We start from the raw sequence: 25,590 nt of genomic DNA, 5'->3' as shown, positions 1-25,590 counted from the left end.
GGTAAGGGCTGTTAACGGAACAGCTGCTGCAGGGTCTGCGGCGCCTGGTTGGCGATCGAGAGCGATTGCACCGCCAGCTGCTGCTGGGTCTGCAATGCCTTCAGCCGGGCCGACGCTTCTTCCATATTGGTGTCGGCCATGGTGCTGACACCGGATTTCAGCGAGTCTGTCAGTTTCGACACAAAGTCGTTCTGGTCAGACAGGCGGTTGCTGTCCGCACCCAGCTGGGCCGCAGAGTCGATTGCAAAGGTCAGCAGCGCTTCGATCTGGGTCAGAACGTCGTCGGCGTTGGCCGAAGTCAGCGCGTCAATGGTGCCGGTGCTCAGGGAAGCGCCGGTGTCGATCGCGGAAACGGTGATCACGTCGGCGGTTGCGCTGATGCCGCCCAGGACGTCGAGCTGCGAGGTTACTGCTGTATCCAGCAGGTTGGCGCCGTTGAAGCTGGCCGAGTCGATGATCGAATCGATCTGCTCTTTCTTCTTGGCCAGGTCAGCCTCGATCTTGGCGTGGTCGACGTTCTGCGAAACGCCGGCAACTGCCAGTTCACGCATTTCCTTCAGGGTTTCAACGATCTGCTCCATGCCGGAGGAGGCGACAGCCACGGTTGCTTCGCCGAAGTTCAGGGCGTCGCCCACCGCTTCGTAAGCCTGGATGTCGGATTCCATGGTCTTGGAGATGGCCCAGACAGCGGAGTTGTCCTTCGCCATGCCGACCTCTTTACCGGTCGAGATCTGGTTCTGGGTTTCTTCCAGATTGTTATTCACGGACTTCAGGGTCTGCAGAGCAACCATTGCGCCGTTGTTGGTCAGAATGCTGGTCATAGCTTTTTCCTTTAGCTGCGGGGCGCTTTGGCCCCTGAATTACTTGCCCCTCCGGGGCGCTGTGTGACGTCTTTCTGACTGTGCGTTCCACCGTCCGGTTTCCGCGCCACCCGTTATCAGGTGCAAGGTGACTTTGGCGCAGGAGTTGCTAAGGGAGTGCTAATGACCGGATTTGGTTTTTTAGAATTTTCCCCAAATTTATTTTACGCCCGTTTTTCCAGCTTGGCGCCGTTGCGGGTGCCGTAGCGGGTTCTGCGGCCGGATTGGTCATATACGTCCAACCCTTTGCGGATACGGCGCAATTCCGCCATCCGGGCGGCAACGGTGCGGATCCCGTCCATTGCGCTGTCCAGAAGATTCTGATTACGGGACAATTTGGTCTGCACCTGTTCCAGCGCCTCGCGTTCCAGCTCAGAAACAGAATTCAGCTTGCCGATGATTTTCTCTTTCTTGGCAAGCAAACTTTCCAGCTTACCAAGGTCGCCGGCCATCAGGGCGGTGCGTTCTTTGTCCAGGATCTCATCCAGCTCATCAATGAGCTGCTGCGGTTCAGGTTTACTCACCTTGGGTCTCCTTCAGTGCATGATAAAGTGATTCGGCCAGACCGATGCCGCCCGCGCGGGCGATCTGGTTGGCTTGTTCGCGGATGAGAAAACTGGAGAATTGTTCTTCGCCGGCACCGCCGCCAAAGGCCTCGCTGGCGTCACCCAGGCCAGCTGATTTCAGCATTTCCGCAAGAAAAGAGGCTTCCAGTTCGATTGCAGCCTCCCGCAGCGGGTCGCTTTTTGCTGGCCGCACCGGGGTGGATGCAGACGTGGTCTGAAGCGGGATCGGTAATAGATCTGACATGTCCGGTTCTCCGGTTTGCATTCGAATTCCATCGACTTTTCCGAGACTGCCCTGCAACCGGTTAAAATTGCCGTAACCGCTTTGGGGTAACTCTGACCGGGTCGAGATAGAATGTCTGGAACAGAACATGATGATGAATCCGATCCTTGGTATTGAACCTACTGCTGGCGGAAAGGCACCGCCTGCGTCCGCAAGGCTTCAAAATAAAACGAATAATTCCAATGACTTTTCGGATTTCGTGGCTGCAGAGGCCGGACGCGAAACTGTGACCGGTGATCCTTCCTCAACAGATAGCGAATCTGCCGTGCCGAAAGCGGAGACGGAAGATTCGGTGAGCCCTTCCGTGACTGCGGGAGAAAACGGAAACGCAACCGGAGCGGGTGCTGCAACAGAAGAAACTGTGTTGCCGGAAAGTGCTGTTGAAGCAGAACCGGATGTTTCCCTACTGGGTCAGGAAGCGGTTGAAACAGCAGGAACGGATGAATCCGAACTAGACGGAACAACACAGGTGGAAACTGGTGGCCAAGGCGCCGGTGGCAGCGCCAAGCAATCTATGGACGGTGCTGATGCAGACGAGGACGCAAGCGTCAAAGAGGCTGCAGATGTCACAGGGGCGCAGGAGATACCCAAGACAACGGCACTGCCTGCCAGCGAACCGGAGTCTGGAACGCAAGGTATGCCTTTGGACCGGAGCAAGACCCCAGCCGAAAGCGGCCTTCCCAAGAAAAGCATGTTTGGGGATACGTCCAAACTAGCCTCGCCTGCTGGAACGGTTGGGGGGCAGGGAAATGAACGGGTCGGCACGAACGAACAAGATGCGCAACGGCAGCCTCTTCAGGCTACACCGGAAACCGTGTCAGAAAGTGCGGTGGCGGCGCCGGAAGCTGAGGCCGGTAAAAGGTATGCAACAGGCGCCGGCGCCAGCACCAAGCCGGAGTTTGCAGGACAAGCGGCTTTGGGTTCGAAGGGCAGCGTTTCGGCAGCAATGAACACAAAAGCCCCTGGCGCAGGCACAACAGTTTCGGGTTTTCCAAATGAGAAAGCAGTCGAGCAGATTGTCTCACGGCAGCCGGAAGGCGTTACGCGCGCGATTGCAGCTGGTACGCAAGGCGCAGTGCAGGTGCTTGCAGCGGGTCAGCTGGCCTCTCGTGAAGGAGCTGGGAAAGCAGAGCTCGGTACGGTTAGCGTAACGGTCCCCGAAGAGGATTCGGCCAAAGATTTTGCCGTGGGAAAGTCTGGTGCAGGAGCGGTTCGGAATGGGGATTTTCAAGCCGCGCAAATTCCTCAGGCGGCCCAACAGGGTGCGGCGATGTTCCAGCCATTGCTGGCGGCGGGGCTCGCCGAAGCAGCCGGCGAGGCAAATCCGCTTTCTCAGGCTCTTGGCCTGACCGGCGAAGCGCCAGGGCTAAGCCAGCTTTTGACTGAAGCCTCCATCGGCACGCAGGCAGCACACCGTCCGGAAATGCCGCGAATGATTGCAGCCCAGATTGCAGAGGCATTTGCTGCCAAGGGCGAACAGAAGGTTGAGGTGAGCCTGAATCCGCAGGAGCTGGGGCATGTAAAAATGCGCGTCGTGACCAGCGAGACGGGTATAACGATGATTATCCAAACAGAACGCCCGGAAACGGGGGATCTGATGCGCCGCCATATCAATGAGCTGGCTGAGGAGTTCCGCCGAATGGGCTATGAGGACATCTCGTTCGAATTTAGCGGCGGTCAGACGGGCAGTGGCGGCACAGGAGACGGTGGCGAGGACGGAACCGGACAAGCAGGCAGTATGGCAAATTCGCAACCCGGAACTGAACCTGTCGCAGAACAAGCAACACAGAATCTCCGGCTCGGAACCGCCGGTGTGGACATGAGGGTCTGATCAAATGACAACAGCAGTTACCTCCGCGACCAGCCCGGCAGTACAATCCAATACAGCGCCGGCGGCCTCCCAGAAAACGTCCGGGCTGACGTCGGATTTCGAGACATTTGTGAAGATGCTGACAGCCCAGGCAACAAACCAGGATCCTCTGGAGCCAATGGATTCGACGGAGTATGCAGCGCAGCTTGCGCAATTCTCGATGGTCGAACAGCAGACAAAGAGCAACACGCTGCTGGAGGGGCTGCAATCGCAGCTTGGGCTGGCGAACATGGCAGCACTATCAGGCTGGGTGGGGATGGAAGCCCGTGCTGTGGCTCCTGGTTACTTCGATGGCAGTAACACTGTCACTATTGCACCTAACCCGGCCGCCGCCGCAGATTCGGTGACATTGGTTGTGAAGAATGCAAGCGGTACTGAAGTTCAGCGCGTCACCCTGCCTGTCTCGGCTGAGCCTTATGAATGGAATGGGCTGGATGGTGATGGAAACCCAGTAGAGGCTGGTGAGTATTCCTTTGTTGTTGAAAGCCGGAAAGGCGATGAACTTCTGCTGGAAGAATATGCCGAAGTTTACTTCAAGGTGAACGAAACCAGGATGCAAGGCGGTGAAGTGGGGCTGATCACAAAAGGTGGTTCGGTCGTTTTGGCGTCGTCCGTCAGTGCGTTGCGTGACCCCGCGGGATAACCCGGCTGTATCAACAGGCAGAAAAACTGTCTAAGAACGGGGCGGCTTAACTCTGGAGACCGCTCTGCAACCGTTGCCTGATCACTTTGTAGCCCGTTTCTTTGCGAATTTATCCGCAAAAGGGCTGCATGTGCCCGCCCCCCGGCGTTTGACCGGCGGGCGGTCAAATCATGTCTGGCGGTCTGGGGGGCTGGTGATCAAGCTTTATGCCTCAGATGGGGTTAACCCGCTGTTTGCGAATGACCCGGCGAGGGAAGGAGTGATCCTGGCAGCATTGTCCGGCACAGGCATGGTGCCGCCGCTGGTGCAAACCGGAACCTTCGAGGGGCATAGCTGGCTGAGCTATGCTCATGTCAATGGCAGCCCCTGGCAGAAAGACACCAGCCATGTGGCGCGGCTTTTGGGGCGGCTGCATGATCTGGCAGCCCCGTCCGGATTGCCGGAAGGCGTGAACGGCAGCATAGCCTTGGAAGCGCAAACACAGGCAATTCTTCAAGAATGCAAAAATGGCGAGCAGCTGGCCGACTTGCGTCCTTTGGGCCGGATTCCGCCGTCGTCGCAACTGCAGCTTATTCATGGTGACCCGGTGCCAGGCAACCTTCTGGCGCATGATGGCACATTGACACTGATCGACTGGCAATGCCCGCAGATCGGCGATCCGGCAGAAGACTTGTCGCTGTTTCTTTCGCCCGCGATGCAGCTGATGTACCGCGGTGCGCCGCTGACGCAGCCGGAGGAAGACAGCTTTTTGCAGGCCTATCCCGATCCGCGGATTGCGGGCAGAACTTTGGCCTTGAAACCGTGGTTCCACTGGCGAATGGCAGCGTATTGCCTGTGGCGGGCGGAACGCGGCGGGGAAAGGGACTGGCAGGCTTTTGAACTGGAGCGTGCAGCGCTTCAGTCCATCAGGCCCAGAACTGCATAAGCCGGCGGCATCAATACCCGCCGGGCGCGGCCAAATGGGAAGCGCGGCATTTTTTGCACTGCAGGCGAATAGGGCAATTCTGGCCTGCGCCCTTGCACCAGATCGCTGAGCAGGCGCCCGGCATAGCTGCCCATTGCAACGCCGTTGCCGTGATAGCAGAGACCTGCAAACAGGCCCGGATGATCGGGCACCGGCCCGATGAAAGGCACCAGGTTGCGCGACAGGCAGACCATGCCGGACCAGCAATGGGTGGTTTCCACATTCCGCCACTTCGGGAACATGGCCTCGAAGTCTTGCCGCAGCTTGGCCCGGATTCCGGCCTCGGCCCGGGGTGAGGCCAGCAGCCCGCCGCGCATGCCGAACAGGAAGCGCCTGTCCGGCATCAGCCGGAAGTAATGCAGCAGGTTGCGGGTATCATAGGCCATCTGATGCGAAAACCAGCCTTGTGCTTGCAGTTCCTGGTCCGTCAGGGGGCGGGTTACCATGACCGTGGATTGTGCCGGCATGTACCGCCCGGCCAGCCAATCTGGCAAATCCTCAGAGGAATAGCCGTTGGTGGCAATGATGACCTTGGATGCTTTCAGATGACCCTTATTAGTCTCTATTTCATGCCCGCCACCCACATGCCGAACAGAGAGGGCCGGGCTCCGCTGGTACAGTCTTGCTCCGGCATCTGCCGCGGCGGATGCCAAGCCGAACAGGTATTTGCGCGGGTTCAGCGCAAAGCCCGTCGGCGTTGTCAGCGCGGCCTGAAAACTGCCATTCAGCCCGTGATCCGCCAGCTGATGACGAGAGAGGAACTCCGGTTCTTCACCAGTTTTCCGCAACTCCACTGCGAGGGCTGACAGGCGGCGCGCGGCTTTCTCATTGTGGGCCAGTTGGGTTTCCCCGTGCGAATGGGTGTCTGCGTCAATGGCGTGAGCTTCCAGCAGCCCCTTCACAAGGTTCACAGCGGCCATTTCGCTGGCGTCATAGGTGTCAGCGGCGGGCTTGCCGAAAACCTTACGCATCGTGCCGCTGGACAGTTTCGAACCGCCGAGGCAGCAGAACCCGCCATTGCGACCGGAGGCGCCCCAGCCGGGAGTTTCAGCTTCCAGCAGGACTACTGAAGCACCGCTTTCAGCCAAATGCAGGGCCGCTGACATTCCAGTGAAGCCGCCGCCGATGATTGCTACATCGGCAGAAGCTTCCCCTTCAAAAACCGGCCAGTCCGGTGCTGAGGCGGTCTCGTCCCACCAGCAGTTGCTGCGCGGGCCGGGACCATAGGCGTAGCCGGAGAAGATCCGGCGCATCAGGCCCGCTCCGCGGCCTGTTCCTCGCGCTTCTGGCGGGCCACCTGGTGCTTGGTCACCAGCGAGGCGGTGATGACGCCCACAGTGACGATCGAGATCATGATCGTCGACAGAGCGTTGATCTCAGGGCTGACGCCCAGGCGCACGGCGGAGAAGATCTTGATCGGCAGGGTGGTGGCCGAAGGACCGGAAGTGAAGGAGGCAATCACCAGATCATCCAGCGACAGGGTGAAGGCCAGCAGCCAGCCGGAAATCACCGCGGGAGCAATGATCGGCAGGGTCACCAGCCGGAACGCTTCAGCGGGTGAACAGCCCAGGTCCAGTGCGGCTTCCTCCAGCGAGCGGTCGAATGTCACCAGACGAGAGGACACCACCACCGAGACATAGCACATCGCGAATGTGGTATGGGCCAGAACGATGGTGAATACACCGCGGTCCAGACCGATGCCGATGAATAGCAGGAGCAGTGACAGGCCGGTGATCACCTCGGGCATCACCAGCGGTGCATAGATCATGCCGGAGAACAGCGTCCGCCCCATGAACCGCCCGCCGCGCACCAGCACATAGGCCGCAATGGTGCCCAGAACGGTGGCCATGGTTGAGGAGAACACCGCCACCTTGATGGTCACCCAGGCGGCGTTCAGGAACGCCTCATTCTGGAGCAATTCGCCGTACCACTTGGTCGAGAACCCGGCCCAAACGGTGACCAGCTTGCTTTCGTTGAAGCTGAAGATCACTAGGATCACCATCGGGATGTATAGGAAGGCAAAGCCCAAGGTCAGCGATACGGCGTTAAACCAGCTCATGCGGTTCATTGCTCTGCCTCCTGCTGTTTTTGCTGGTTGCGTTGGAACAGCACGATCGGGATCACTAGGAGCAGCAGCAGAACCACTGCCACTGCGGATGCCACGGGCCAGTCGCGGTTGGAGAAGAACTCCTCCCACAGAACCTTGCCGATCATCAGCGTGTCAGAGCCGCCCAGCAGCGACGGTATCACGAATTCACCGAGCACCGGGATGAAAACCAGGAAGCTGCCTGCAATGATGCCGGTTCTAGACAGCGGAATGGTCACCAGCCAGAAGGCCGTGAGGCGCGAGCAGCCAAGATCCTCTGCCGCTTCAATCAACGAGCCGTCCAGCCGTTCCAGCGCCGAATAAACCGGCAGGATCATGAACGGCAGGTAGGTGTAGACGATGCCGATATAGACTGCGGAATTGGTGTTCAGGATGATGAGCGGTTCAGAGATCACTCCTATCCACATCAGGAACTGGTTCAGGAACCCCTCGTTCGACAAGATCCCCATCCACGCATAGACGCGGATCAGGAAGGACGTCCAGAAAGGTAGGATCACCAGCATCATCAGGGTCGGGCGCCACTCCTCAGGTGCGCGGGCCATGCCATAGGCAATGGGGTAGCCGGCCAGCAGTGTAAAGAAGGTCGAGATGACCGCAATTTTCAGGGAACTGAGGTAGGCCTTCCAATAGAGGTCATCTTCAGTCAGCCAGACAAAGTTCTCGAAATCCAGCTCTGCGATGAAGGCGGCGATGCCCTCAGCCCAGTCGAACTGCGGGAAATAGGGCGGGCGGGCAATCGCTGCGTCCGACAGCGAGATTTTCAGAACGATGGCAAATGGCACCAGGAACAGGGCCAGCAGCCAGACATAGGGGATGGCGATCAGGACAAAGCGGCGCATCAGTCAGCCAGCAGAACGCCTGCCGTGGCGGTCCAGGACAGCCAGACAGTGTCTTCCCAAGTATAGGCACGGCGGGCGATGCGGCGGGTGTTGGCGGTCTGCGCCTTGATCACTGCACCGGTTGGCAGTTCCACATGATAGGTGGAAATGTTGCCGAGATAGGCGATATCCAGAATGCGGCCCTGAACGGCGTTGTCCGCGTCGGCCGGCTTTTCGGCGCTGATCGCCACTTTCTCTGGCCGGATCGCCAGATGGCACTTTTGCCCGTCGGAAAACGCGTTCGGCGATTTGACAGTCAACGGTTCGTGGCCCTCGTGCCAGGACATGGCGTAGGCTTCGCTGCCATTGAGCTTGGCGGTGCCTTCAATCAGGTTCACGTCGCCAATGAAATCAGCCACATAGACGGAGTTCGGGCTTTCATAGATCCGGTCGGGCGTCGCCACCTGGATGATCTTGCCGTGGTCCATAACTGCCACGCGAGACGCGACAGTCATCGCCTCTTCCTGATCGTGGGTTACGATCACAAAGGTAGTGCCAGTCTTTTCCTGAATGTCCATCAGTTCGAACTGGGTTTCCTGGCGCAGCTTTTTGTCCAGCGCGCCCAGAGGTTCGTCGAGTAGCAGCAGCTTCGGGTGTTTCGCAAGCGAACGGGCGAGGGCAACGCGCTGGCGCTGGCCGCCGGAAATCTGATGCGGCTTGCGGCGGGCGAATTTCTCCAGCCGGGTCAGCCGTAGCATTTCTTCAACGCGGTCGTTGATGTCGTGCTTGGGCATCTTTTCGCGCTTCAGGCCAAAGGCGATGTTCTCCCAGATCGACAGATGCGGGAACAGCGCATAGGATTGGAACATCATGTTCACCGCGCGCTTGTTCGGCGGAACCGGCGCAATGTCTTGTCCGGCAAGAAAGATCTTGCCCTCGGTCGGGGTTTCGAACCCGGCCAGCATCCGCATCAGCGTGGTCTTGCCACAGCCGGATGGGCCCAGAAGCGCGTAGAATTCCCGCTCGTAGATGTCGATGGTCAGATTGTCGATGGCGGTGAACTCACCATAGCGTTTGGTGACGTTCTGGAAGTGGATCAAGGGCTTAGCCTCAGGATCGTTCCAGGGTTCGAATACGGAAGCAGTCAAGCCGGGCCTCTTCTGCGAAATATCACGCGGATGTATGGGATGGGCGCGCTTGGAGGACCCAGGCGCGTTACGATAGGCGGGGCGGCTGGAGCGCGCCCCGCGGGTCAGGCAACGGCTGATCAGGTGCCGGACTTGACCTTGGTCCACATGCGGGTGGCCTTGCGCTGTACTTTCGGCGGGTAGCCTTCCTTGATGTACAGGTTCTGGACGGTTTCTTCGTTCGGATAGATAGCGGGATCGCCAATCACATCCTCTTCGAGGAATTCCTGGGAGGCCTTGTTGCCGTTGGCGTAATAGACGTAGTTGGACGCAGCCGCCATGTTCTGCGCGTCCATGATGAAGTTCAGGAACTTGTGGGCGCCTTCCGGGTTCGGAGCATCAACCGGAATGGTCATCTGGTCGAACCACATCAGCGCGCCTTCCTTGGGCGCGTTGTATTCGATCTCGACACCGTTCTCGGCTTCCGCCGCGCGGTCACGCGCCTGCAGAATGTCGCCGGACCAGCCGAAGGCCACGCAGATATCGCCGTTGGCCAGGGCGTTAATGTATTCGGAGCTGTGGAACTTGGTGATATAGGGGCGAACACCCAACAGAACCGGCTCAGCCTTGGCGACCACATCCGCGTCCATGCTGTTGGGATCTTCGCCGATGTACTTGAGCGCTGCCGGGATCATTTCATCCGGGGCATCGAGGAAATGCACACCGCAGCTTGAGAGCTTTTCCATGTTGGCTGGGTTGAACACTAGCTCCAGCGAGTCGATCGGGGCGTCATCACCCAGGACTTCCTTCACTTTGGCGACGTTCACGCCGATGCCGGTGGTGCCCCACATGTAGTTGATGGAGTATTCGTTGCCGGGGTCATATTTTCCGGTACGCTCCTCGATTGCGTCCCACATGTTTCCTTTGTTTGGCAGTTTCGACGGGTCCAGCTTCTGGAAGGCACCGGCCTGGATCTGGCGCGCCATGAATGAGCCGGTCGGCACCACCACATCATAGCCGGAACCGCCTGCTAGCATTTTGGTTTCCAAAACCTCGTTGCTGTCGAAGACGTCATAGATCAGGTCGATGCCGGTTTCTTTCTCGAATTTCTCCAGCAGGCCTTCGTCGATATAGTCCGACCAGTTATAGACGCGCACTTCTTCCGCGGTTGCGGCCGCAGCGGTACCAAGAGCGACGACAGCGGTCATGGTCAACGTTTTAAGTGTCATGAATTTCTCCCTGTGGGTGCCGGCTTCCAGGTCCGGCTGCAAATAGATTTGATCAAGTTTTGAGGCGTTCGGCAATACTCTTTATGTTTTCACTTGGCTCAGGATGGTGCAAGCTGGCCAAAATCGAGGAGGAAAACCCCAGGTGACAGAGACCACTTCGCCCCCCGCAGCGGCGCAGGAAAACCCCGCAAAATTGCCTGCGCATGAGATCGTTTACCAGAAGCTGAGGGCACAGGTTCTGTTCGGCGAGCTGGTGCCCGGGCAGGCGGTAACGATCCAAGGCTTGGTCGAGGCGCTGGAGGCCGGCATGACACCGGTACGAGAGGCGATCCGGCGGCTGATCTCGGACGGAGCTCTGATGTTCCAGGGCAACCGCCGTGTGTCGGTGCCTCTGCTTGGCCCGCAGGAACTTGAAGAGTTGATTTTCGCAAGAAAAACAATAGAATGCGAGCTTGCACGCCGGGCAACTTTGCAGATCTGTGCAACAGATATCGAGGAGCTTGTGACTATCGATAACGCGCTGGACAAAGCGATCTCGACCGGCGATGTCGCAGGGTATCTGGTGCAGAATTACAGCTTTCACACAGCGCTGTACGCGCACGCAAACGCGCCGATTCTCAGCGACATTGCCGACCGTCTGTGGCTGCGTTTCGGACCTTCGCTGAGGGTGGTTAGCGGTCGTCTTGGCACTCAAAGCTTTCCGGACCGCCACAAGGACATCCTTGATGCGCTGCGGCGGCAGGACCCGGAAATGGCTGCTTTGGCGATGGAGCGTGACGTTTTTGAGGGCATGGAGCATGTGGTTCAGGGATTGAAGGCCGCTAACTGATTCGATTGACACCTGAGAATTTGATCATATTCTGGTGCCAATCAGTCATTCTCAGGAGCGAGTCTCATGACCGTTATCACCAATCACATGCCGACGGCCGAGTTGCAGGCGCTGGACGCCGCCCACCACATGCATCCGTTCACCGCAAATGGTGAGTTGTCGCAGAAAGGCGCACGCATCATCACCCGCGCAGATGGCGTGCACCTGACCGACAGCGAAGGTCACCAGATTCTCGACGCGATGGCGGGCCTCTGGTGCGTCAACATCGGTTACGGCCGCGAGGAGCTGGCGGAAGTCGCCGCCCGCCAGATGCGTGAGCTGCCCTATTACAACACCTTTTTCCAGACCACCCATGTGCCGGCCATCGCGCTGGCCGCCAAGATTGCTGAACTGGCGCCGGGCGACCTGAACAATGTGTTCTTTGCGGGCTCCGGCTCAGAGGCCAACGATACCAACATCCGTATGGTGCGCCACTATTGGGCGCTGAAAGGCAAGCCGACCAAATCCGTCATCATCAGCCGCAAGAACGCGTATCATGGCTCGTCAGTCGGCAGCGGTTCCCTGGGCGGCATGAGCGGTATGCATGCCCAGGGCGGAATGCCGATCCCCGACATTCACCATATCAACCAGCCGAACTGGTGGGCCGAAGGCGGCGACATGCCGCCGGAGGAATTCGGTCTGCAGCGCGCGCGTGAGCTGGAAGAGGCAATCCTGGAGCTGGGCGAAGACCGGGTTGCGGCTTTCATCGCTGAGCCGGTGCAGGGAGCAGGCGGGGTAATCGTGCCGCCGGATAGCTACTGGCCGGAAATCCAGCGCATCTGCGACAAGTATGAAATCCTGCTGATCGCGGACGAAGTCATTTGCGGCTTCGGTCGCACCGGCAACTGGTTCGGCAGCGAAACCCTGAACATCCGCCCTGACATCATGACTATCGCCAAGGGCCTCAGCTCCGGCTATGCGCCGATCGGCGGGTCGATTGTGAGTGATGAGGTCGCTTCGGTTATCGCAAGTGATGAGTTCAACCACGGTTACACCTATTCCGGCCACCCGGTCGCAGCGGCGGTTGCCTTGGAAAACCTGCGCATTCTGGAAGAGGAAAACATCCTTGGCCATGTGCGCGACGTGGCGGCCCCCTATCTGAAACAGAAATGGGAAGCACTGACCGACCACCCGCTGGTCGGCGAAGCCAAGATCGTCGGCATGATGGGATCGATTGCGCTGACTCCCAACAAGGAAACTCGCGCTGCTTTTGCCTCCGATGCAGGCACCGTCGGCTACATCTGCCGCGAGCGGTGCTTTGCCAACAATCTGGTGATGCGCCATGTCGGCGACCGGATGATCATCTCACCACCGCTGGTGATCACGCCGGAACAGATCGACGTGCTGATCGAGCGCGCCGTGAAGTCGCTGGATGAGTGCTACGCTGAACTGAAAGAAAAGGATCTGCTGCACAGCGCCTGATTCCATTTTCCCACCCCGGCATGGGGCGACTCACCAAGGTCCGGCAATAATATTGCCGGGCCTTTTCTTCGTTTCCGGAGGTGAAAGAGTCGGTTTTTGGCTGGGAATACAAACTCTGCGGCGCAAAATGTCATAGAGGCGTCGCAAAAAGTCCGATCAAAGGACGCGGAACATGACTAGGGTTCAATCAAGGTATTCTTTGTCCGCTTGAAGTGGTTCGAAGTATGAATTTCGTACGTTCACCGGTGAAAGAATATTTTTTTCATATCTAGCGCAGGATAGCGTTGGTGTGATTAACTTCAAACAAGTGCAGAGCAAATCTGCCGGAATGACAAAACTACGGGGAGCCTGCTTTGGCTGATGCGTCAAACGTTGATGCGTTCGTTGAATTCGAACGTGTCCAAAAGAGCTATGATGGCGAAAATCTCGTTGTCAAAGACCTCAACCTCACCATGCCCAAAGGTGAATTCCTGACAATGCTTGGCCCGTCCGGGTCCGGGAAGACAACCTGCCTGATGATGCTGGCTGGTTTCGAGACCGCGACCCATGGCGATATCCGTCTGGACGGGACGTCGATCAACAACATCCCGCCGCACAAGCGCGGCATCGGCATGGTGTTTCAGAACTACGCGCTGTTTCCGCATATGACGATTGCGGAAAACCTCTCTTTCCCGCTGGAAGTCCGCAAGATGGGCAAATCCGAGCGCGAGGAAAAAGTGAAACGGGCGCTGGACATGGTGGAAATGGGCGCCTTCGGCGGCCGCCGCCCGGCGCAGCTTTCGGGCGGTCAGCAGCAGCGGATCGCGCTGGCCCGCGCGCTGGTGTTCGAGCCCGAGCTGGTTCTGATGGACGAACCGCTGGGCGCGCTCGACAAGCAGCTGCGCGAGAAGATGCAGTTCGAGATCACCCATCTGGCACACCGTCTGGGGATCACCGTGGTTTATGTGACCCACGACCAGACCGAAGCGCTCACCATGTCCGACCGTGTTGCGGTCTTTGACGACGGCCGCATCCAGCAGATCGCGCCGCCGGACCAGCTGTATGAAAGCCCGGAAAACAGCTTCGTGGCCCAGTTCATCGGCGAAAACAACACGCTCGAAGGCACCGTCAAGGAAATCAACAACGGTATCGCGCTGGTGCAGTTGGACGATGGCGAGCTGATTGACTGCAAACCGGTCAATGTCTCGCAACCCGGCGAGCGCACCCGCGTTTCAATCCGCCCCGAACGGGTGGAATACAACAAGGACCGCCTGCAAGCAGGCGTCCATACGCTCAAGGCGGAAGTTCTGGAGTTCATCTACATGGGCGACATCTTCCGCACCCGTCTGCGGGTGGCCGGCAATGATGAATTCATCATCAAGACCCGGAATGCCCCGGACCAAGTCCGTCTTCAGCCCGGTCAGCAGATCGAAATCGGCTGGCTGCCGGAAGACTGCCGCGCGCTGGACGCCTGATCCGCGCGCGCCGAACCCCCGGCAGAAGAACGACCGGGGGGAATCTCACATCTGTGAATTTCAACAAGGAGAGACTCTCTATGAAACTCAGCAAACTGTCTGCACTGGCGATGACCACCGCCCTTTGCGCCCCTTCGGCCTTTGCCGAAGAAATGGCCAATGAGCTGACTCTGGTGTCCTGGGGCGGTGCCTATCAGACCAGCCAGCACAAGGCTTATGTTGAGCCCTATATTGCGGCCAACCCTGATGTGAAAGTGGTTTGGGATGAAAGCTCGGCAGAAGCCGTGGCTAAGATCCGCGCCATGAACGAAGCCGGCAATGTCACCTGGGACCTGGTTGACGTTGTGGCCTCCGACTCCATGCGTCTTTGCGACGAAGGTCTGGCGGAAGAAATCAACCATGACGAGGACCTGGCAGCGGCACCGGATGGCACTGCGGCCACCGAAGACTTCGGCGACCTGATCGTCAGCGACTGCTTCGTGCCGCAGATCGTTTACTCGACCACCTTCGGCTACCGCACCGACCTGATCGACCAGCCGGATTCGGTTTGCGCGATCTTCGACACCGAGAAGTACCCGGGCAAGCGCTCGCTGCAGAAACGTCCGATCGACAACATGGAGTGGGCCCTCTACTGCGACGGCGTGGCAAAGGATGAGATCTACGACGTTCTGGGCACCGACGAAGGTGTGGCGCAAGCTCTGGCCAAGCTCGACACCATCAAGGACCAGGTGGTCTGGTGGACTGCTGGCGCGGAAACTCCGCAGTTGCTGGCTGACGGCGAAGTGGTTATGGGCTCTACCTTCAACGGCCGCCTGTTCTCTGCAATTGCCGAACAGGGCCAGCCGATCGGCATGCTCTGGGACATGCAGTCCTTTGACCTCGACGGCTGGGTTGTTCCGGCAGGCCTGCCCGCGGACCGCAAGGCGCGCGTGATGGACTTCCTGAAGTTCGCCACCGACACCCAGCGTCTGGCTGACCAAGCTGCCTATATCTCCTATGGCCCTGCCCGTGCCTCCTCGGCACCGCTGGTTGGCAAGCACGCCGAACTGGGCATCGACATGGCCCCGCACATGCCGACCGATCCGGCCAACGCCGGCAACGTGCATGTCTATGACTACGAATGGTGGGCAGACAACCGCGATGATCTGGACGCCAAGTTCCAGGCATGGCTGGCAAACTAATCTGACCCTTCCAAGATTGCAGGGGGCCTGCTGCGTCCAGGCCCCCTGCCCAAAAATATAAAGACCCGACGGGGAACCCTATGACTGACATTAGCCAATCCGGCCCTGTGCTGGCCGCGGACGGCACACCGCTGAAGCGGAGCCTGTCGCGGGCATTGCGGATGCAGAAATTGCGCGCGCTGATGCTGATTGCGCCGCTTCTGCTGTTCATCCTTGTGACCTTCATCTTGCCGGTGGCGGACATGCTGTTCCGCTCGGTGGAGAACCGGATTGTCCAGGACACGCTGCCCCGAACGGTTGAAGCGCTGGCGGATTGGGATCCCGCTTCGGGGCAACTGCCCGAAGAGGCCGTGTTTGCCGCGATGGCCGCGGACCTCCAGATTGCCGCCAAAGAAAAGACACACACTAGAGTCGCCAAGCGCCTGAACTATGAAAACCCGGGCGTGTCCTCTGTGTTCCGTAAATCGGGCCGCAAAGTCGGCAAATGGGACCTCGCGACCGACGGTCCGTTCCGGGAAAAACTAATCGAAATTGACGATGGCTGGGGCGACGTTGAACTGTGGCGCACCATCAAGACTTACTCCGGGTCCTTCACGTCCGGTTACTTCCTGAACGCCGTTGACATGCAGCTGGGCGCGGAAGGCCCGGAGATCCGGCCCGAGAATGAGCGGATCTACAACACCATGCTTGTCCGCACGATGCGGATGTCCTTGATCATCACCTTCAGCTGCATTCTGCTGGGCTATCCGGTGGCGTGGATTCTGGCCAACCTGCCGGCACGCAAGGCGAACCTGCTGCTGATCCTGGTGCTGCTGCCCTTCTGGACCTCTCTGCTGGTGCGGACATCAGCCTGGAAAATCCTGCTGCAGCAGCAGGGCGTGATCAACGACACCCTTGTCTGGATCGGCCTTGTGGATGATGCCAACCGATTGGTTCTGATCAACAACGAGCTGGGCACCATCATCGCGATGACGCACATCCTGCTGCCGTTCATGATCCTGCCGATGTACTCGGTGATGCAGACCATCAACCCGTCCTATCTGCGCGCCGCCAAGTCACTGGGCGCCACCGACTGGACCGCCTTCTGGCGGGTCTACTTCCCGCAGACCGTGCCGGGCATCGGCGCTGGCTCGATCCTCGTCTTCATACTGGCCGTTGGTTACTACATCACTCCGGCCCTTGTCGGCGGCACCAAAGGCACCTTCATCTCCAACCTGATTGCCTACCACATCTCGACGTCGGGCAACTGGGGCCTGGGTGCGGCGCTGGGCGCAATCCTTCTGGCGGTCGTCCTGCTCCTCTACTGGGTCTACGACAAGGTCGTCGGCATCGACAACGTTAAGCTGGGATAACCGATATGAGCGCACTTCCTCCTTATGCGACCGTTGGCCAGCGCACCTGGCACTATACCTTCCGGGTGATCTGCGGTCTGGTCTTCTTCTTCCTGATCGCACCGATCGTGGTGATTATCCCGCTCAGCTTCAACGCGCAGGACTTCTTCACCTTTACGCCGGAAATGCTGCGGCTGGACCCGGAAGGCTACTCGCTGAAGCACTACCGCGATTTCTTCAACAATGACTCCTGGCAGTCTGCGATGTGGAACTCGCTCAAGATCGCGCCGATGGCCACCATCGTCTCGGTCACCTTCGGCACGCTGGCCGCCATCGGCCTCAGCCAGCCGCATGTGCCGTTCCGCCGTGCGATCATGGCGATCCTGATTTCGCCGATGATCGTGCCGCTCATCATCTCCGCGGCGGGCATGTACTTCTTTTACAGCCGCATCGGCCTGCAGGGGACCTACATTGGCGTGGTTCTGGCGCATGCCGCGCTGGGCATTCCCTTCGTGATCATCACGGTGACGGCGACGCTGGTGGGCTTTGACCGCTCGCTGACCCGCGCCGCGGCCAACATGGGGGCAGACCCGGTCACCACCTTCTTCCGGGTGCAGATGCCGCTGATCCTGCCGGGGGTGATCTCGGGCGGCCTGTTCGCCTTCATCACTTCCTTCGACGAAGTGGTTGTGGTGCTGTTCGTCGGCTCGGCCGGGCAAAAGACGCTGCCTTGGCAGATGTTCATCGGCCTGCGCGAGCAGATCTCGCCGACCATCCTGGCGGTGGCGACAATCCTGGTAGCGATCTCCATCATGCTGCTGGCGACGGTGGAAATGCTGCGCCGCCGCTCCGAGCGCCTGCGCGGGATGTCTCCTGGCTAAACAGTACCCGCTTTGCCAGACACAAAGAGGCCCCGCGTTGCGGGGCCTTTTGCTTGAAGCCGGGTCAAAAGGGAGACGGCTCGCTCCCTTGGTTCTACCGCAGCCGCTGCAACAGATGCAGCGAGGCATAGCCATCCGGCGTCAGCCCGTTTGCCACCTGATAGGCGCGCACTGCCCCGATGGTCTTGGGCCCGATCTTGCCGTCGATACCGTCTGTGTCGAAACCGGCGCTTGTCAGCCTCTCCTGCATCTCTTCCCGTTCTGACAGCGACAGCGCCCGGTCTCCGCGCGGCCAATTCGCCTTGATCGGCGAGCCGCCCTTGATCCGGTCCGCCAAATGCCCGACGCCGATCACATAGGCATCTGCCGTGTTATAGCGTTCCAGTACAGCGAAGTTTTGGAAGATCATGAAGGCCGCGCCCTCGCTGCCCGCAGGCAGCAGGATTGAGGCGGGCCCGTGATCCTTCACCGCACGCCCATCCAGCCCCTTGATGCCTAAAGCCGCCCAGTCGGCGGGCGATTTCTCAATGTCGCGATCAGCCAGGGTGTAATCAAACCCCTTGGGCAGGGTCACCTCCACCCCCCAAGGCTGCCCTTTCACCCAGCCAAACTGCTTCAGATACGCGGCGGTTGAGGCCAGCGCATCAGCCGGGTTGTCCGACCAGATGTCCCGCTTGCCGTCACCGGTGAAATCCACCGCATAGTCCAGATAGGACGTAGGGATGAATTGGGTATGTCCCATCGCCCCGGCCCAGCTGCCGGTCATCTTGCGGGCGGCAACATCGCCTGCCTGCAGGATCTTCAGCGCCGCAACCAGCTGACCCTCAAAGAACTCTCCGCGCCGTCCGTCAAAGGCGAGGGTCGCAAGCGAGCGGACCACATCCATCTTTCCGCGGAAGGTGCCATAGCTGCTTTCCAGCCCCCAGATCGCCACCACGATCTCTTTCTCGACGCCGTATTTGCCTTCGATCTGATCCAGCCGCGCCTGCTGGTCGCGCAGCGCTGCCTTGCCGTTCTTCACCCGCAGGTCCGACGCCGCGCTGTCCAGGTAGTCCCAGATCGTCTTGGTGAACTCCGACTGGTTGCGGTCGCGGCGGATCACTTCGGGGTCATAGCTCACACCGTCAAAGGCACTGTCCAGCACCGGCACGCTGATCCCTTGTGCCCCTGCGCGGTCTTTGAATTCCATGATCCAGTCTTTGAAACTGACTTCAGCTGCAGCCTGTTCCACCGCGGCCTGCTGGAGCGCGGCTGGCCTAGCGACCGGTCTCAAAGTTGTGGCAGACGCCAGCAAATAGCTTTCACCTTGCCCCTCCTGTTTCGCGGCCCCGGGCCGCTCGGCGGGCCTCAAGGAGTTGTCCGTCGCGGCCTCTGCCGCCATTGCGCTGCCTGCTACCAGCGATACAGCCATCCATTTGCGCATGATGCACCTCGTTATTCACTGCCCAGCTCCAGTTTAGCGGCAGCGCGAACCGGGTAAAGAGGTCAGTCCCGGCGTGTGCGGGGCGCCGCCTGCCATCGCTACTGCCGGTGCTCCTGGCGCAGCTGGTCCAGGGCGTCGCGCAGCATGGGCACCCGGTGCGGACGAAAGCTTTGATCCGTCACTTGCAGGCCGCGCATCCGGTCCAGCCGGAACACCCGCACCGCCTGACGCAGGCAGCACCAGGCGATCAGCACGGTCGAGCGGTCGAAGTACACCACGCTCAGCGGTTTCACCTGCCGCTCGGTCACCGCGCCATACCCGTCTGTATAGCCGAAACGCACCTCGACCTCGTCCCAGGCAGCCTGGCGCAGGTCCTGCGCCGAGATTGCTGGCGGGATCGGGCGCTCAAACCGGTAAGGTGCCAGCACCGCGTGGCGCAGCCGGTGTGCCTGCCTTGGAGGCAGTCGCGCCTGCAGCTTGCGTAATGCTTCAGAGGCTGCGGTGGCCAGCTCCGGGTCGCCGATCAGCTCAACCTCGCGCAGGCCAAGCACCAGTGCCTCCAGTTCCGTGTCCCGGAAACCCATCGGCGGCAGCGCATTGTCCTCAATCAGGGTAAAGCCGTACCCCGCCTCGCCATCAATCACCGCCCCCATCTCGCGCAGAGTCGCGATGTCGCGGTGGATGCTGCGGGCTGACACGCCCAGTTCCTCCCCCAGCCGCGCCGCGGTATGCGGGCCGGGCCCCAGGCGCAGGGCCTGCATCAGCTGAAAGAGGCGGTGAGTTCGGGACATGCCTGATCATCCTATGCCCTGATGACACTATCTGTCATCAGGCGGGTTTAGAGAAAGGCGAGTAAACGCAACGAACAGGATTTGACAAATGCTTTCCCTCCTCACCTTCCCTAAAGGCTTCGGCTTGTTCAGCATGAGCCCCTTCTGCATAAAATCTGCTCTGATGCTGGAGCTGTCCGGCCAGCCCTGGCAGCGCAGCGACATGCTGGACCCGACCGAAATGCCGCACCGGAAGCTGCCGGTTCTTGCGACGCCTGACGGGCAGATTGCTGACAGCGACGGCATCCGCGACTGGCTTGAGGGGCAGGGGGCCGACTTCGACGAAGGTCTGACCACTGCAGATCGCGCCCACACTCGTGCCTGGGTCCGGCTGGCGGAATACCACCTGGGCCTGCACCTGCTGCAAATGCGCTGGAATGACGATGCGGTCTGGCCTGAGGTGCGGGATCAGATCTTCCAGCCGGTTCCCGAACCCATGCGCGAAGAGATCAGCGCCCCGGTCAGGAAGGAAATCCAGAACGGGCTTCAGTGGCAGGGCCTCGCACGTTTCACCGATGCGGAGCGGATGCACCGGCTGGAACAGGATCTGAAACCCATAAAAGCACTTACCAGTGAACGTCCGTACTTGATGGGGGACCGCATCACCTCGGCTGACTTGAGCGTGGCGCCGTTCCTGATCTCCATGCTGCAGACGTCTGAGGCGTCACAGATCAGCAAACGCTTGCGCGATGATGCGGTTCTGTGCGCCTATCTAAGCCGTGTAACCGAAACGGTGCCCTTGCCATGAAACCTGCCTTTGCCAACCCGGAGATCGAGGCCGCCTTTGCGGTCTCCGACCCGCTGGCGCGGGAGGGGTTGCTTAGGCTCCGGCAGCTGATCTTTGAAACCGCCGCCGAAACGCCGGAAGCGGGCCGGGTGGAGGAAGTGCTGCGCTGGGGCCAGCCTTCTTACGTCACGCCAGAAACCAGAACGGGGTCCACCATCCGGTTGGGGGTGCCGAAGGGTGCACGCTTTGCGCTCTTTGTGCATTGCAAAAGCCGCCTGATCTCGGAGTTCGCCTTGGCATTCCCTGCCTGGGACAGGTTTGAGGGGACCCGCGCCGTCCTGTTTGACGACCCGCAGAATGTGGAGCCGCTGCGTCACGGCTGGCTGATCAAGCGGGCGCTGACCTACAAGATCCGCGCGCCGCTGGATATTCCGGCATAGAGCCGATCAGGTCTGCCCTATCGGGGCAGACTTCATTTGCGCCGCTTGCGTTCCACTTTGCGTTTCACCTTGGCAGCCTTGTGTTTGGACTTGGCCGCCTTGCGCTTCACCGTGCGGCCTGCCGGGCTGCGGCGGCCGCGCTGGCCTCCGCCTGCGGGTATCGGGACCTCTTCCAGCGCCAGCAGTTCCAGCTCCAGCCCGCCAGTGACAGGTGCCGCCTGAGTCAGCCGCACCGTCACGCGCTGGCCGATAGTCAGGGTCATGCCGGTGTCCGCCCCTGTCAGCGTGCCGGACTGGGCGTCAAAGTGGAAGAACTCCCGTCCGATGGAGCGCACCGGCACCAGACCGTCAGCGCCGGTCTCGTCCAGCTTCACAAAGGCACCAAATCGGGCAATGCCGCTGATCCGGCCTTCGAACTCGTTGCCCACACGCTCGCTGAGGTAAGAGGCCAAATAACGGTCCGTGGTGTCCCGCTCCGCAATCATTGAGCGCCGCTCGGTATCCGAGATATGGGTTGCAGTATCTTCCAGCCGCTCGATCTGGGTCTCATCCAGCCCGTCGTCGCCCCAGCCGTGCGAGGAGACCAGCGAGCGGTGCACGATCAGGTCGGCATAACGGCGGATCGGCGAGGTGAAATGCGCGTAGTTCCTAAGCGCTAGGCCAAAGTGCCCGAAGTTCTCCGGGTTGTAATAGGCCTGCTGCATCGATCTCAGGGTGGAGATATTGATCAGTTCCGCATCGTCCGTTCCTGCCGCCTGGTTCAAAAGCGCATTCAAATGCCGGGTCTGCAGCACCTGCCCTTTGGCCAGGCTGAGGCCCGCCGCCTGCGCGGTCTCGCGCAAACTTTCCAGTTTCTCCTGTGCCGGCTCCTCGTGCACCCGGAACAGCAAGGGCGAGCGTTTCTTGATCAGCGTTTCAGCTGCGGCCACATTGGCGAGGATCATGAATTCCTCGATCAGCTTGTGCGCATCCAGCCGGTCGCGGAAGGCAACCGAGGTCACGTTGCCATCCTCATCCAGCACGATCTTGCGTTCCGGCAGGTCCAGATCCAGCGGCTCGCGCTCAGCCCGGGCCTTTGTTAGAGCCTTATATGCGGCAAACAGCGGCTGGATAACATCATCGAGCAGGGGTGCTGTCTTGTCGTTCGCATTGCCGTCCTGCGCCTCCTGCACTTCGGCGTAATTGAGTGAGGCTACAGACTGCATCAGCCCGCGCACGAATGTGTGGGCAATCTTGTTGCCCTCGGCGTCCACCTGCATCCGCACCGCGATACAGGCGCGCGGCACGCCTTCGTGCAAACTGCACAGGTCGCCCGACAACCGGTCCGGCAGCATCGGCACCACGCGGTCGGGGAAATAGCTGGAATTGCCGCGCTTCTTCGCCTCGCGGTCCAGCGCCGAGCCGGGGCGCACATAGGCGGCCACATCGGCAATCGCCACCCAGATCACATGGCCGCCCGGGTTTTTGGGATCGTCATCGGCGTGGGCATAACACGCGTCGTCATGATCGCGCGCATCCGCCGGGTCGATGGTGACCAGCGGCAGTTCCCGCAGATCCTTGCGGCCCTTCAGGCCCGCGGGTTTTGCGGCATCAGCCTCTGCCATCACCGGATCGGGGAAATGGTCGGGAATGCCATGCTGGTGAATGGCGATGAGCGACACTGCCTTGGGGGCGGTCGGGTCGCCCAGCCGTTCCACGATACGCGCGCGCGGCAGGCCCATGCGGCCCTTGGGGCCTGCCTGCTCAGCCTCGACCAGTTCGCCGTCCTTGGCGCCATTGACCGCGTCCGGCGCCACCATCCACTCATTCGACGCGGCCTTGTCGATTGGAACAATCCGCCCGCCCTCGGAGCCTTTGCGGAAGATGCCCAGAACCCGCTTGGGGTTGGTGCCGATCCGGCGGATCAGCCGCGCCTCGTAATTGTGGTCCTGATCCGGGACCATCTGCAGCTTGGCCAGGATCTTATCGCCCTCGCCCAGTGCCGGGTCCGACGGTTTGGTCAGGATCAGAATAATGGGCTCCACACCCTCGCCGTGCCATTCCAATGGACGTCCGTACAGGTCGCCATCCTCATTCGGCGCCTTTACCTGCAGGACCGTTACTGGCGGCAACTGGTCCGGGTCGCGGTAGGTCTTCTTGCGCTTCTGCAAATGCCCTTCGGCCTCCAGCTCCTTCAGGATGCGCTTGAGGTCGATGCGGTCGGCGCCCTTGATGCCAAAGGCCTTGGCAATGTCGCGCTTGGAGGTATGGGTCGGGTTGGCGGAGATCCAGTCGAGGATTTCGGCCTTGGAGGGAATGCGGCTCATACCTCCCGCCTAGCATGGCGCGGGGGCGGCGTCATGGTGAAAAGCGAAGCGTCAGCGCCGTGGCAGATCCGTGGCGGTGTCAACATCCTGCAGGGTATCGGTCAGCGCGATGCGCCAGCCGGGCAGAGTGTTTAGCGTGTCGGCTAGCGCATGTTCACTGGACCAGCGAACATCCTCGAACATGTCTTGCGGCAGGCGGGACGGATGTTTAGCGCCCGCTAGCCAGTAACCCCCATCCGCTGCCGGGCCGAAGACTGCGTCGTGATTGCCGAGGGCCGAGAAAGCACGAGAGATATGGTTGCGGGTGATGCCGGGAATGTCGGCACCGATCAGGCAGACAGGGCCTGTCGCGGATTTAAGCATCCTCTTCATGCGTGCGCCCAGATCGCCTTGCCCTTGCGGCCAGCGCGGCAAATCAGCAGGCCAGACCTTGGAGCGCACTGCCAGGTCCGGCGCTACCGCCAGCACAATCTGCCAGCGCGGATCCCGCAGGGACCGGATCAGCCGGGCGGACTGATGACGGAACCACCAGGTGGCAGGAAGCACGCCGATATCGCGGCCCAGACGTGTCTTGACCCGTCCGGGGCGCGGTTCCTTGATCATGATGATCAGGGTGCGTTTCACGTGAAATCACGCACCATGTCCCGGTGATCGATACCGGCATCGTCATAGACTGGGCCAAAGGCGGTGAAGCCAAGCTTCTCATAGAACCCGAGCGCATGGATCTGCGCACCAAGTTTGGCCTTGGTTACCCCGGGACGCGCCCGGGCGGCATCCACTGCAGCCTCAATCAATTTGGCGCCAAGCCCGGTGCCGCGGGTCGAGGACAGCACGCAAACCCGGCCGATCTTGGCGGTGTTCCCATTGAACACAATCCGCGCCGTCCCAACCGGGACACCGTCCTGCAGCGCCAGAAGATGGGTGGCAGAGCCGTCCAGCGCGTCCTGCTCCTCCTCCACCGGCACCCCTTGCTCTTCCACGAACACTTGGTGGCGCAAGGCAAAGCATGTCTCTAGATCCTCGGTGACTGAAATGCTCAGACTCATGCGAAATAGTCCTGCAGGATGCGGGTATAGATGGCTTTCAGCTGGTTGATCTGTGCGACCTCCACGCGCTCATCCACCTGGTGCATGGTCTTGCCAACCAGCCCGAACTCCACCACCGGGCAGTGGCTCTTGACGAACCGCGCATCCGAGGTGCCGCCAGTGGTCGACAGTTCCGGCTTGCGGCCGGTCTCCGCCTCGACCGCTTTTGAAACCAGATCCGAGAGCGCGCCCGGCGGGGTTATGAAGCTCTCACCTGAGATCTTCACCTTCATCCCGATATCAACGCCGAACTCCGCTGCTGCCTTGTCCGCCTCGCTTTGGAGCCAGTCCGTTAGGCCGGCACCTGTGTGGGCGTCGTTGAAACGGATATTCACGGCTGAAGTGGCCTGAGCCGGGATCACGTTGGTCGCGGTATTTCCGGTGTCGATAGTGACAATAGCCAGGGTGGAGGCGTCAAAGTGTTCAGTGCCTTGATCAAGCTCATGGCTCGCCAGCCGGTCCATCAGCCGCGCCATTGCGTTCAGCGGATTGTTGGCCCGGTGTGGGTAGGCCGAATGGCCCTGCACACCGGTCACCGTGAACCAGGCCGTCATCGACCCGCGGCGGCCGATCTTGATCATCTCGCCCATCTCATTGGGGCAGGTCGGTTCGCCCACAAGGCAGACCGACATCTGTTCACCTTCGCGGTCCATGTAATCCAGCAGCGCAGTGGTGCCGTCCACGGCAGGGCCTTCCTCGTCGCCGGTGATGGTCAGGATGATGGACCCGTCTGGCGGTGTGTCCCGCACAAAGTCCACGGCCGCCGCCGCAAAGGCCGCAACCCCGGATTTCATGTCGGTCGCGCCGCGCCCGTACATGAACCCGTCCTTTTCCTCTGCCCCGAACGGCGGCATGGTCCAGGCGGCCTCGTCCCCCAACGGCACCACATCGGTATGCCCGTTGAAGCCAAAGGTCCTGGCATGGCCCTTGGCGCCCCAGCGGGCAAACAGGTTGCTGACCTCGCCACGGTCGGTGCGGGTGCAGGTGAATCCGGCCTCGCTCAGCAGTTTTTCCAGCAGCACCAATGCGCCGCCTTCCTCAGGCGTGACCGACGGGCAGCGGATCAGGTCGGCAGTCAGGCGGGCGGGATCGGTTTGCGGCATTGGCGGGCTCCTCAGGTTCCGGTTGCCACAGGCCTAGCGCGGAACGGAGCGCTGTGCAATTCGCAGGGAGGC

At 60.4% G+C, this 25,590-nt stretch carries 24 protein-coding genes and 1 pseudogene; 11 read left to right on the top strand and 14 right to left on the bottom strand.

Annotated features, from left to right (window positions below):
• Positions 1–11: 11 nt before the first annotated feature.
• From GC1_RS20600 to GC1_RS20590, 3 genes are all read right to left on the bottom strand, one after another.
• The gene (locus tag GC1_RS20600) at positions 12–821 is read right to left on the bottom strand and encodes a flagellin N-terminal helical domain-containing protein (protein WP_019295210.1); all 810 of its coding nucleotides are present in this window, start codon (positions 819–821) and stop codon (positions 12–14) included.
• Between the two features lie 203 nt (positions 822–1,024).
• Positions 1,025–1,384, bottom strand: a complete 360-nt coding sequence (locus GC1_RS20595; RefSeq protein ID WP_019295209.1) for a flagellar export chaperone FlgN — start codon at positions 1,382–1,384, stop codon at positions 1,025–1,027.
• Entirely contained in the window at positions 1,377–1,691 is a 315-nt protein-coding gene (locus GC1_RS20590) for a rod-binding protein (protein ID WP_019295208.1), read from the bottom strand. The genes GC1_RS20595 and GC1_RS20590 overlap by 8 nt, the downstream gene beginning before the upstream one ends.
• Before the next feature lie 106 nt (positions 1,692–1,797).
• Between GC1_RS20590 and fliK the strand changes: the two genes are divergently transcribed.
• From fliK to GC1_RS20575, 3 genes are all read left to right on the top strand, one after another.
• Positions 1,798–3,540, top strand: a complete 1,743-nt coding sequence (gene fliK / locus GC1_RS20585) for a flagellar hook-length control protein FliK (RefSeq protein ID WP_019295207.1) — start codon at positions 1,798–1,800, stop codon at positions 3,538–3,540.
• A 4-nt stretch (positions 3,541–3,544) separates the two neighbouring features.
• Entirely contained in the window at positions 3,545–4,222 is a 678-nt protein-coding gene (locus GC1_RS20580; RefSeq protein ID WP_019295206.1) for a flagellar hook capping FlgD N-terminal domain-containing protein, read from the top strand.
• Between the two features lie 148 nt (positions 4,223–4,370).
• On the top strand, positions 4,371–5,147 hold the full coding sequence (locus tag GC1_RS20575) for an aminoglycoside phosphotransferase family protein (RefSeq protein ID WP_019295205.1): 777 nt from the start codon (positions 4,371–4,373) through the stop codon (positions 5,145–5,147).
• Here the strand turns inward: GC1_RS20575 and GC1_RS20570 are convergent.
• The 5 genes from GC1_RS20570 to GC1_RS20550 all read right to left on the bottom strand — a co-directional run bounded on the left by GC1_RS20570 (position 5,120) and on the right by GC1_RS20550 (position 10,467).
• The gene (locus tag GC1_RS20570) at positions 5,120–6,439 is read right to left on the bottom strand and encodes an NAD(P)/FAD-dependent oxidoreductase (protein ID WP_019295204.1); all 1,320 of its coding nucleotides are present in this window, start codon (positions 6,437–6,439) and stop codon (positions 5,120–5,122) included. The two genes, GC1_RS20575 and GC1_RS20570, sit on opposite strands and share 28 nt — an antisense overlap.
• Positions 6,439–7,254, bottom strand: coding sequence for an ABC transporter permease (locus GC1_RS20565; protein WP_019295203.1), 816 nt, complete (start codon positions 7,252–7,254; stop codon positions 6,439–6,441). The genes GC1_RS20570 and GC1_RS20565 overlap by 1 nt, the downstream gene beginning before the upstream one ends.
• Positions 7,251–8,132 carry an ABC transporter permease subunit gene (locus GC1_RS20560; protein ID WP_019295202.1) on the bottom strand — a complete coding sequence of 294 codons (882 nt, stop codon included), beginning with the start codon at positions 8,130–8,132 and terminating at the stop codon, positions 7,251–7,253. Before GC1_RS20560 ends, GC1_RS20565 begins: the two co-directional genes overlap by 4 nt.
• The gene (locus GC1_RS20555) at positions 8,132–9,259 is read right to left on the bottom strand and encodes an ABC transporter ATP-binding protein (protein WP_019295201.1); all 1,128 of its coding nucleotides are present in this window, start codon (positions 9,257–9,259) and stop codon (positions 8,132–8,134) included. The genes GC1_RS20560 and GC1_RS20555 overlap by 1 nt, the downstream gene beginning before the upstream one ends.
• 119 nt (positions 9,260–9,378) lie before the next feature.
• Positions 9,379–10,467 carry a polyamine ABC transporter substrate-binding protein gene (locus GC1_RS20550; protein ID WP_029204720.1) on the bottom strand — a complete coding sequence of 363 codons (1,089 nt, stop codon included), beginning with the start codon at positions 10,465–10,467 and terminating at the stop codon, positions 9,379–9,381.
• A gap of 142 nt (positions 10,468–10,609) precedes the next feature.
• On the opposite strand from GC1_RS20550, the gene GC1_RS20545 reads away from it, so the two are divergent.
• From GC1_RS20545 to GC1_RS20520, 6 genes and pseudogenes are all read left to right on the top strand, one after another.
• A complete protein-coding gene (locus tag GC1_RS20545) occupies positions 10,610–11,296 on the top strand; it encodes a GntR family transcriptional regulator (RefSeq protein WP_019295199.1) in 687 nt (228 codons plus the stop codon).
• Positions 11,297–11,362: 66 nt separating this feature from the next.
• Positions 11,363–12,757 carry an aspartate aminotransferase family protein gene (locus GC1_RS20540; RefSeq protein ID WP_019295198.1) on the top strand — a complete coding sequence of 465 codons (1,395 nt, stop codon included), beginning with the start codon at positions 11,363–11,365 and terminating at the stop codon, positions 12,755–12,757.
• 353 nt (positions 12,758–13,110) lie between these two features.
• Positions 13,111–14,211, top strand: coding sequence for an ABC transporter ATP-binding protein (locus GC1_RS20535; RefSeq protein WP_019295197.1), 1,101 nt, complete (start codon positions 13,111–13,113; stop codon positions 14,209–14,211).
• Between the two features lie 80 nt (positions 14,212–14,291).
• Positions 14,292–15,392, top strand: coding sequence for an extracellular solute-binding protein (locus GC1_RS20530; protein WP_019295196.1), 1,101 nt, complete (start codon positions 14,292–14,294; stop codon positions 15,390–15,392).
• An 80-nt stretch (positions 15,393–15,472) separates the two neighbouring features.
• Entirely contained in the window at positions 15,473–16,744 is a 1,272-nt protein-coding gene (locus GC1_RS20525) for an ABC transporter permease (protein ID WP_019295195.1), read from the top strand.
• Between the two features lie 14 nt (positions 16,745–16,758).
• Positions 16,759–17,604 (top strand): annotated as a pseudogene (locus tag GC1_RS20520) (ABC transporter permease); the annotation flags it as partial.
• Positions 17,605–17,698: 94 nt separating this feature from the next.
• Here the strand turns inward: GC1_RS20520 and GC1_RS20515 are convergent.
• Together GC1_RS20515 and GC1_RS20510 are read right to left on the bottom strand one after the other, a co-directional pair.
• Positions 17,699–19,027 carry a lytic murein transglycosylase gene (locus GC1_RS20515; protein WP_029204719.1) on the bottom strand — a complete coding sequence of 443 codons (1,329 nt, stop codon included), beginning with the start codon at positions 19,025–19,027 and terminating at the stop codon, positions 17,699–17,701.
• Positions 19,028–19,125: 98 nt separating this feature from the next.
• On the bottom strand, positions 19,126–19,818 hold the full coding sequence (locus GC1_RS20510) for a helix-turn-helix transcriptional regulator (RefSeq protein ID WP_019295192.1): 693 nt from the start codon (positions 19,816–19,818) through the stop codon (positions 19,126–19,128).
• An 88-nt stretch (positions 19,819–19,906) separates the two neighbouring features.
• Here GC1_RS20510 and GC1_RS20505 point away from each other — a divergent pair, with 88 nt between their 5' ends.
• Together GC1_RS20505 and GC1_RS20500 are read left to right on the top strand one after the other, a co-directional pair.
• Positions 19,907–20,605, top strand: coding sequence for a glutathione S-transferase family protein (locus tag GC1_RS20505; RefSeq protein ID WP_029204718.1), 699 nt, complete (start codon positions 19,907–19,909; stop codon positions 20,603–20,605).
• Positions 20,602–21,024, top strand: coding sequence for a DUF1801 domain-containing protein (locus tag GC1_RS20500; RefSeq protein WP_019295190.1), 423 nt, complete (start codon positions 20,602–20,604; stop codon positions 21,022–21,024). The genes GC1_RS20505 and GC1_RS20500 overlap by 4 nt, the downstream gene beginning before the upstream one ends.
• A 32-nt stretch (positions 21,025–21,056) precedes the next feature.
• Here GC1_RS20500 and rnr read toward each other — a convergent pair whose 3' ends face one another.
• The 4 genes from rnr to dapE are packed head-to-tail and all read right to left on the bottom strand — an operon-like array spanning position 21,057 to position 25,518.
• Positions 21,057–23,330: a ribonuclease R gene (gene rnr / locus GC1_RS20495; protein WP_019295189.1), complete on the bottom strand. Its 2,274-nt coding sequence runs from the start codon at positions 23,328–23,330 to the stop codon at positions 21,057–21,059.
• 51 nt (positions 23,331–23,381) lie between these two features.
• Positions 23,382–23,954: a TIGR04282 family arsenosugar biosynthesis glycosyltransferase gene (locus GC1_RS20490; protein ID WP_019295188.1), complete on the bottom strand. Its 573-nt coding sequence runs from the start codon at positions 23,952–23,954 to the stop codon at positions 23,382–23,384.
• Positions 23,951–24,376: a GNAT family N-acetyltransferase gene (locus tag GC1_RS20485; protein WP_019295187.1), complete on the bottom strand. Its 426-nt coding sequence runs from the start codon at positions 24,374–24,376 to the stop codon at positions 23,951–23,953. Before GC1_RS20485 ends, GC1_RS20490 begins: the two co-directional genes overlap by 4 nt.
• Positions 24,373–25,518, bottom strand: coding sequence for a succinyl-diaminopimelate desuccinylase (gene dapE / locus GC1_RS20480; protein ID WP_019295186.1), 1,146 nt, complete (start codon positions 25,516–25,518; stop codon positions 24,373–24,375). Before dapE ends, GC1_RS20485 begins: the two co-directional genes overlap by 4 nt.
• Positions 25,519–25,590 lie beyond the last annotated feature (72 nt).

It is taken from the genome of Leisingera sp. ANG1 (assembly GCF_000203975.2).
GTDB lineage: Bacteria > Pseudomonadota > Alphaproteobacteria > Rhodobacterales > Rhodobacteraceae > Leisingera.
Note: the sequence above shows the minus strand (reverse complement) of the source record. Positions and strands in the feature narration are given on the sequence as shown.

Coding starts and splice junctions, on each gene's coding strand:
- GC1_RS20500 (WP_019295190.1), top strand. CDS start 20,602: ATGAAACCTGCCTTTGCCAACCCGGAGATCGAGGCCGCCTTTGCGGTC.
- GC1_RS20540 (WP_019295198.1), top strand. CDS start 11,363: ATGACCGTTATCACCAATCACATGCCGACGGCCGAGTTGCAGGCGCTG.
- GC1_RS20590 (WP_019295208.1), bottom strand. CDS start 1,691: ATGCAAACCGGAGAACCGGACATGTCAGATCTATTACCGATCCCGCTT.
- GC1_RS20600 (WP_019295210.1), bottom strand. CDS start 821: ATGACCAGCATTCTGACCAACAACGGCGCAATGGTTGCTCTGCAGACC.
- GC1_RS20510 (WP_019295192.1), bottom strand. CDS start 19,818: ATGTCCCGAACTCACCGCCTCTTTCAGCTGATGCAGGCCCTGCGCCTG.
- GC1_RS20530 (WP_019295196.1), top strand. CDS start 14,292: ATGAAACTCAGCAAACTGTCTGCACTGGCGATGACCACCGCCCTTTGC.
- GC1_RS20505 (WP_029204718.1), top strand. CDS start 19,907: ATGCTTTCCCTCCTCACCTTCCCTAAAGGCTTCGGCTTGTTCAGCATG.
- GC1_RS20550 (WP_029204720.1), bottom strand. CDS start 10,467: ATGACACTTAAAACGTTGACCATGACCGCTGTCGTCGCTCTTGGTACC.
- GC1_RS20580 (WP_019295206.1), top strand. CDS start 3,545: ATGACAACAGCAGTTACCTCCGCGACCAGCCCGGCAGTACAATCCAAT.
- GC1_RS20515 (WP_029204719.1), bottom strand. CDS start 19,027: ATGCGCAAATGGATGGCTGTATCGCTGGTAGCAGGCAGCGCAATGGCG.
- dapE (WP_019295186.1), bottom strand. CDS start 25,518: ATGCCGCAAACCGATCCCGCCCGCCTGACTGCCGACCTGATCCGCTGC.
- GC1_RS20485 (WP_019295187.1), bottom strand. CDS start 24,376: ATGAGTCTGAGCATTTCAGTCACCGAGGATCTAGAGACATGCTTTGCC.
- GC1_RS20565 (WP_019295203.1), bottom strand. CDS start 7,254: ATGAACCGCATGAGCTGGTTTAACGCCGTATCGCTGACCTTGGGCTTT.
- fliK (WP_019295207.1), top strand. CDS start 1,798: ATGATGATGAATCCGATCCTTGGTATTGAACCTACTGCTGGCGGAAAG.
- rnr (WP_019295189.1), bottom strand. CDS start 23,330: ATGAGCCGCATTCCCTCCAAGGCCGAAATCCTCGACTGGATCTCCGCC.
- GC1_RS20560 (WP_019295202.1), bottom strand. CDS start 8,132: ATGCGCCGCTTTGTCCTGATCGCCATCCCCTATGTCTGGCTGCTGGCC.
- GC1_RS20525 (WP_019295195.1), top strand. CDS start 15,473: ATGACTGACATTAGCCAATCCGGCCCTGTGCTGGCCGCGGACGGCACA.
- GC1_RS20570 (WP_019295204.1), bottom strand. CDS start 6,439: ATGCGCCGGATCTTCTCCGGCTACGCCTATGGTCCCGGCCCGCGCAGC.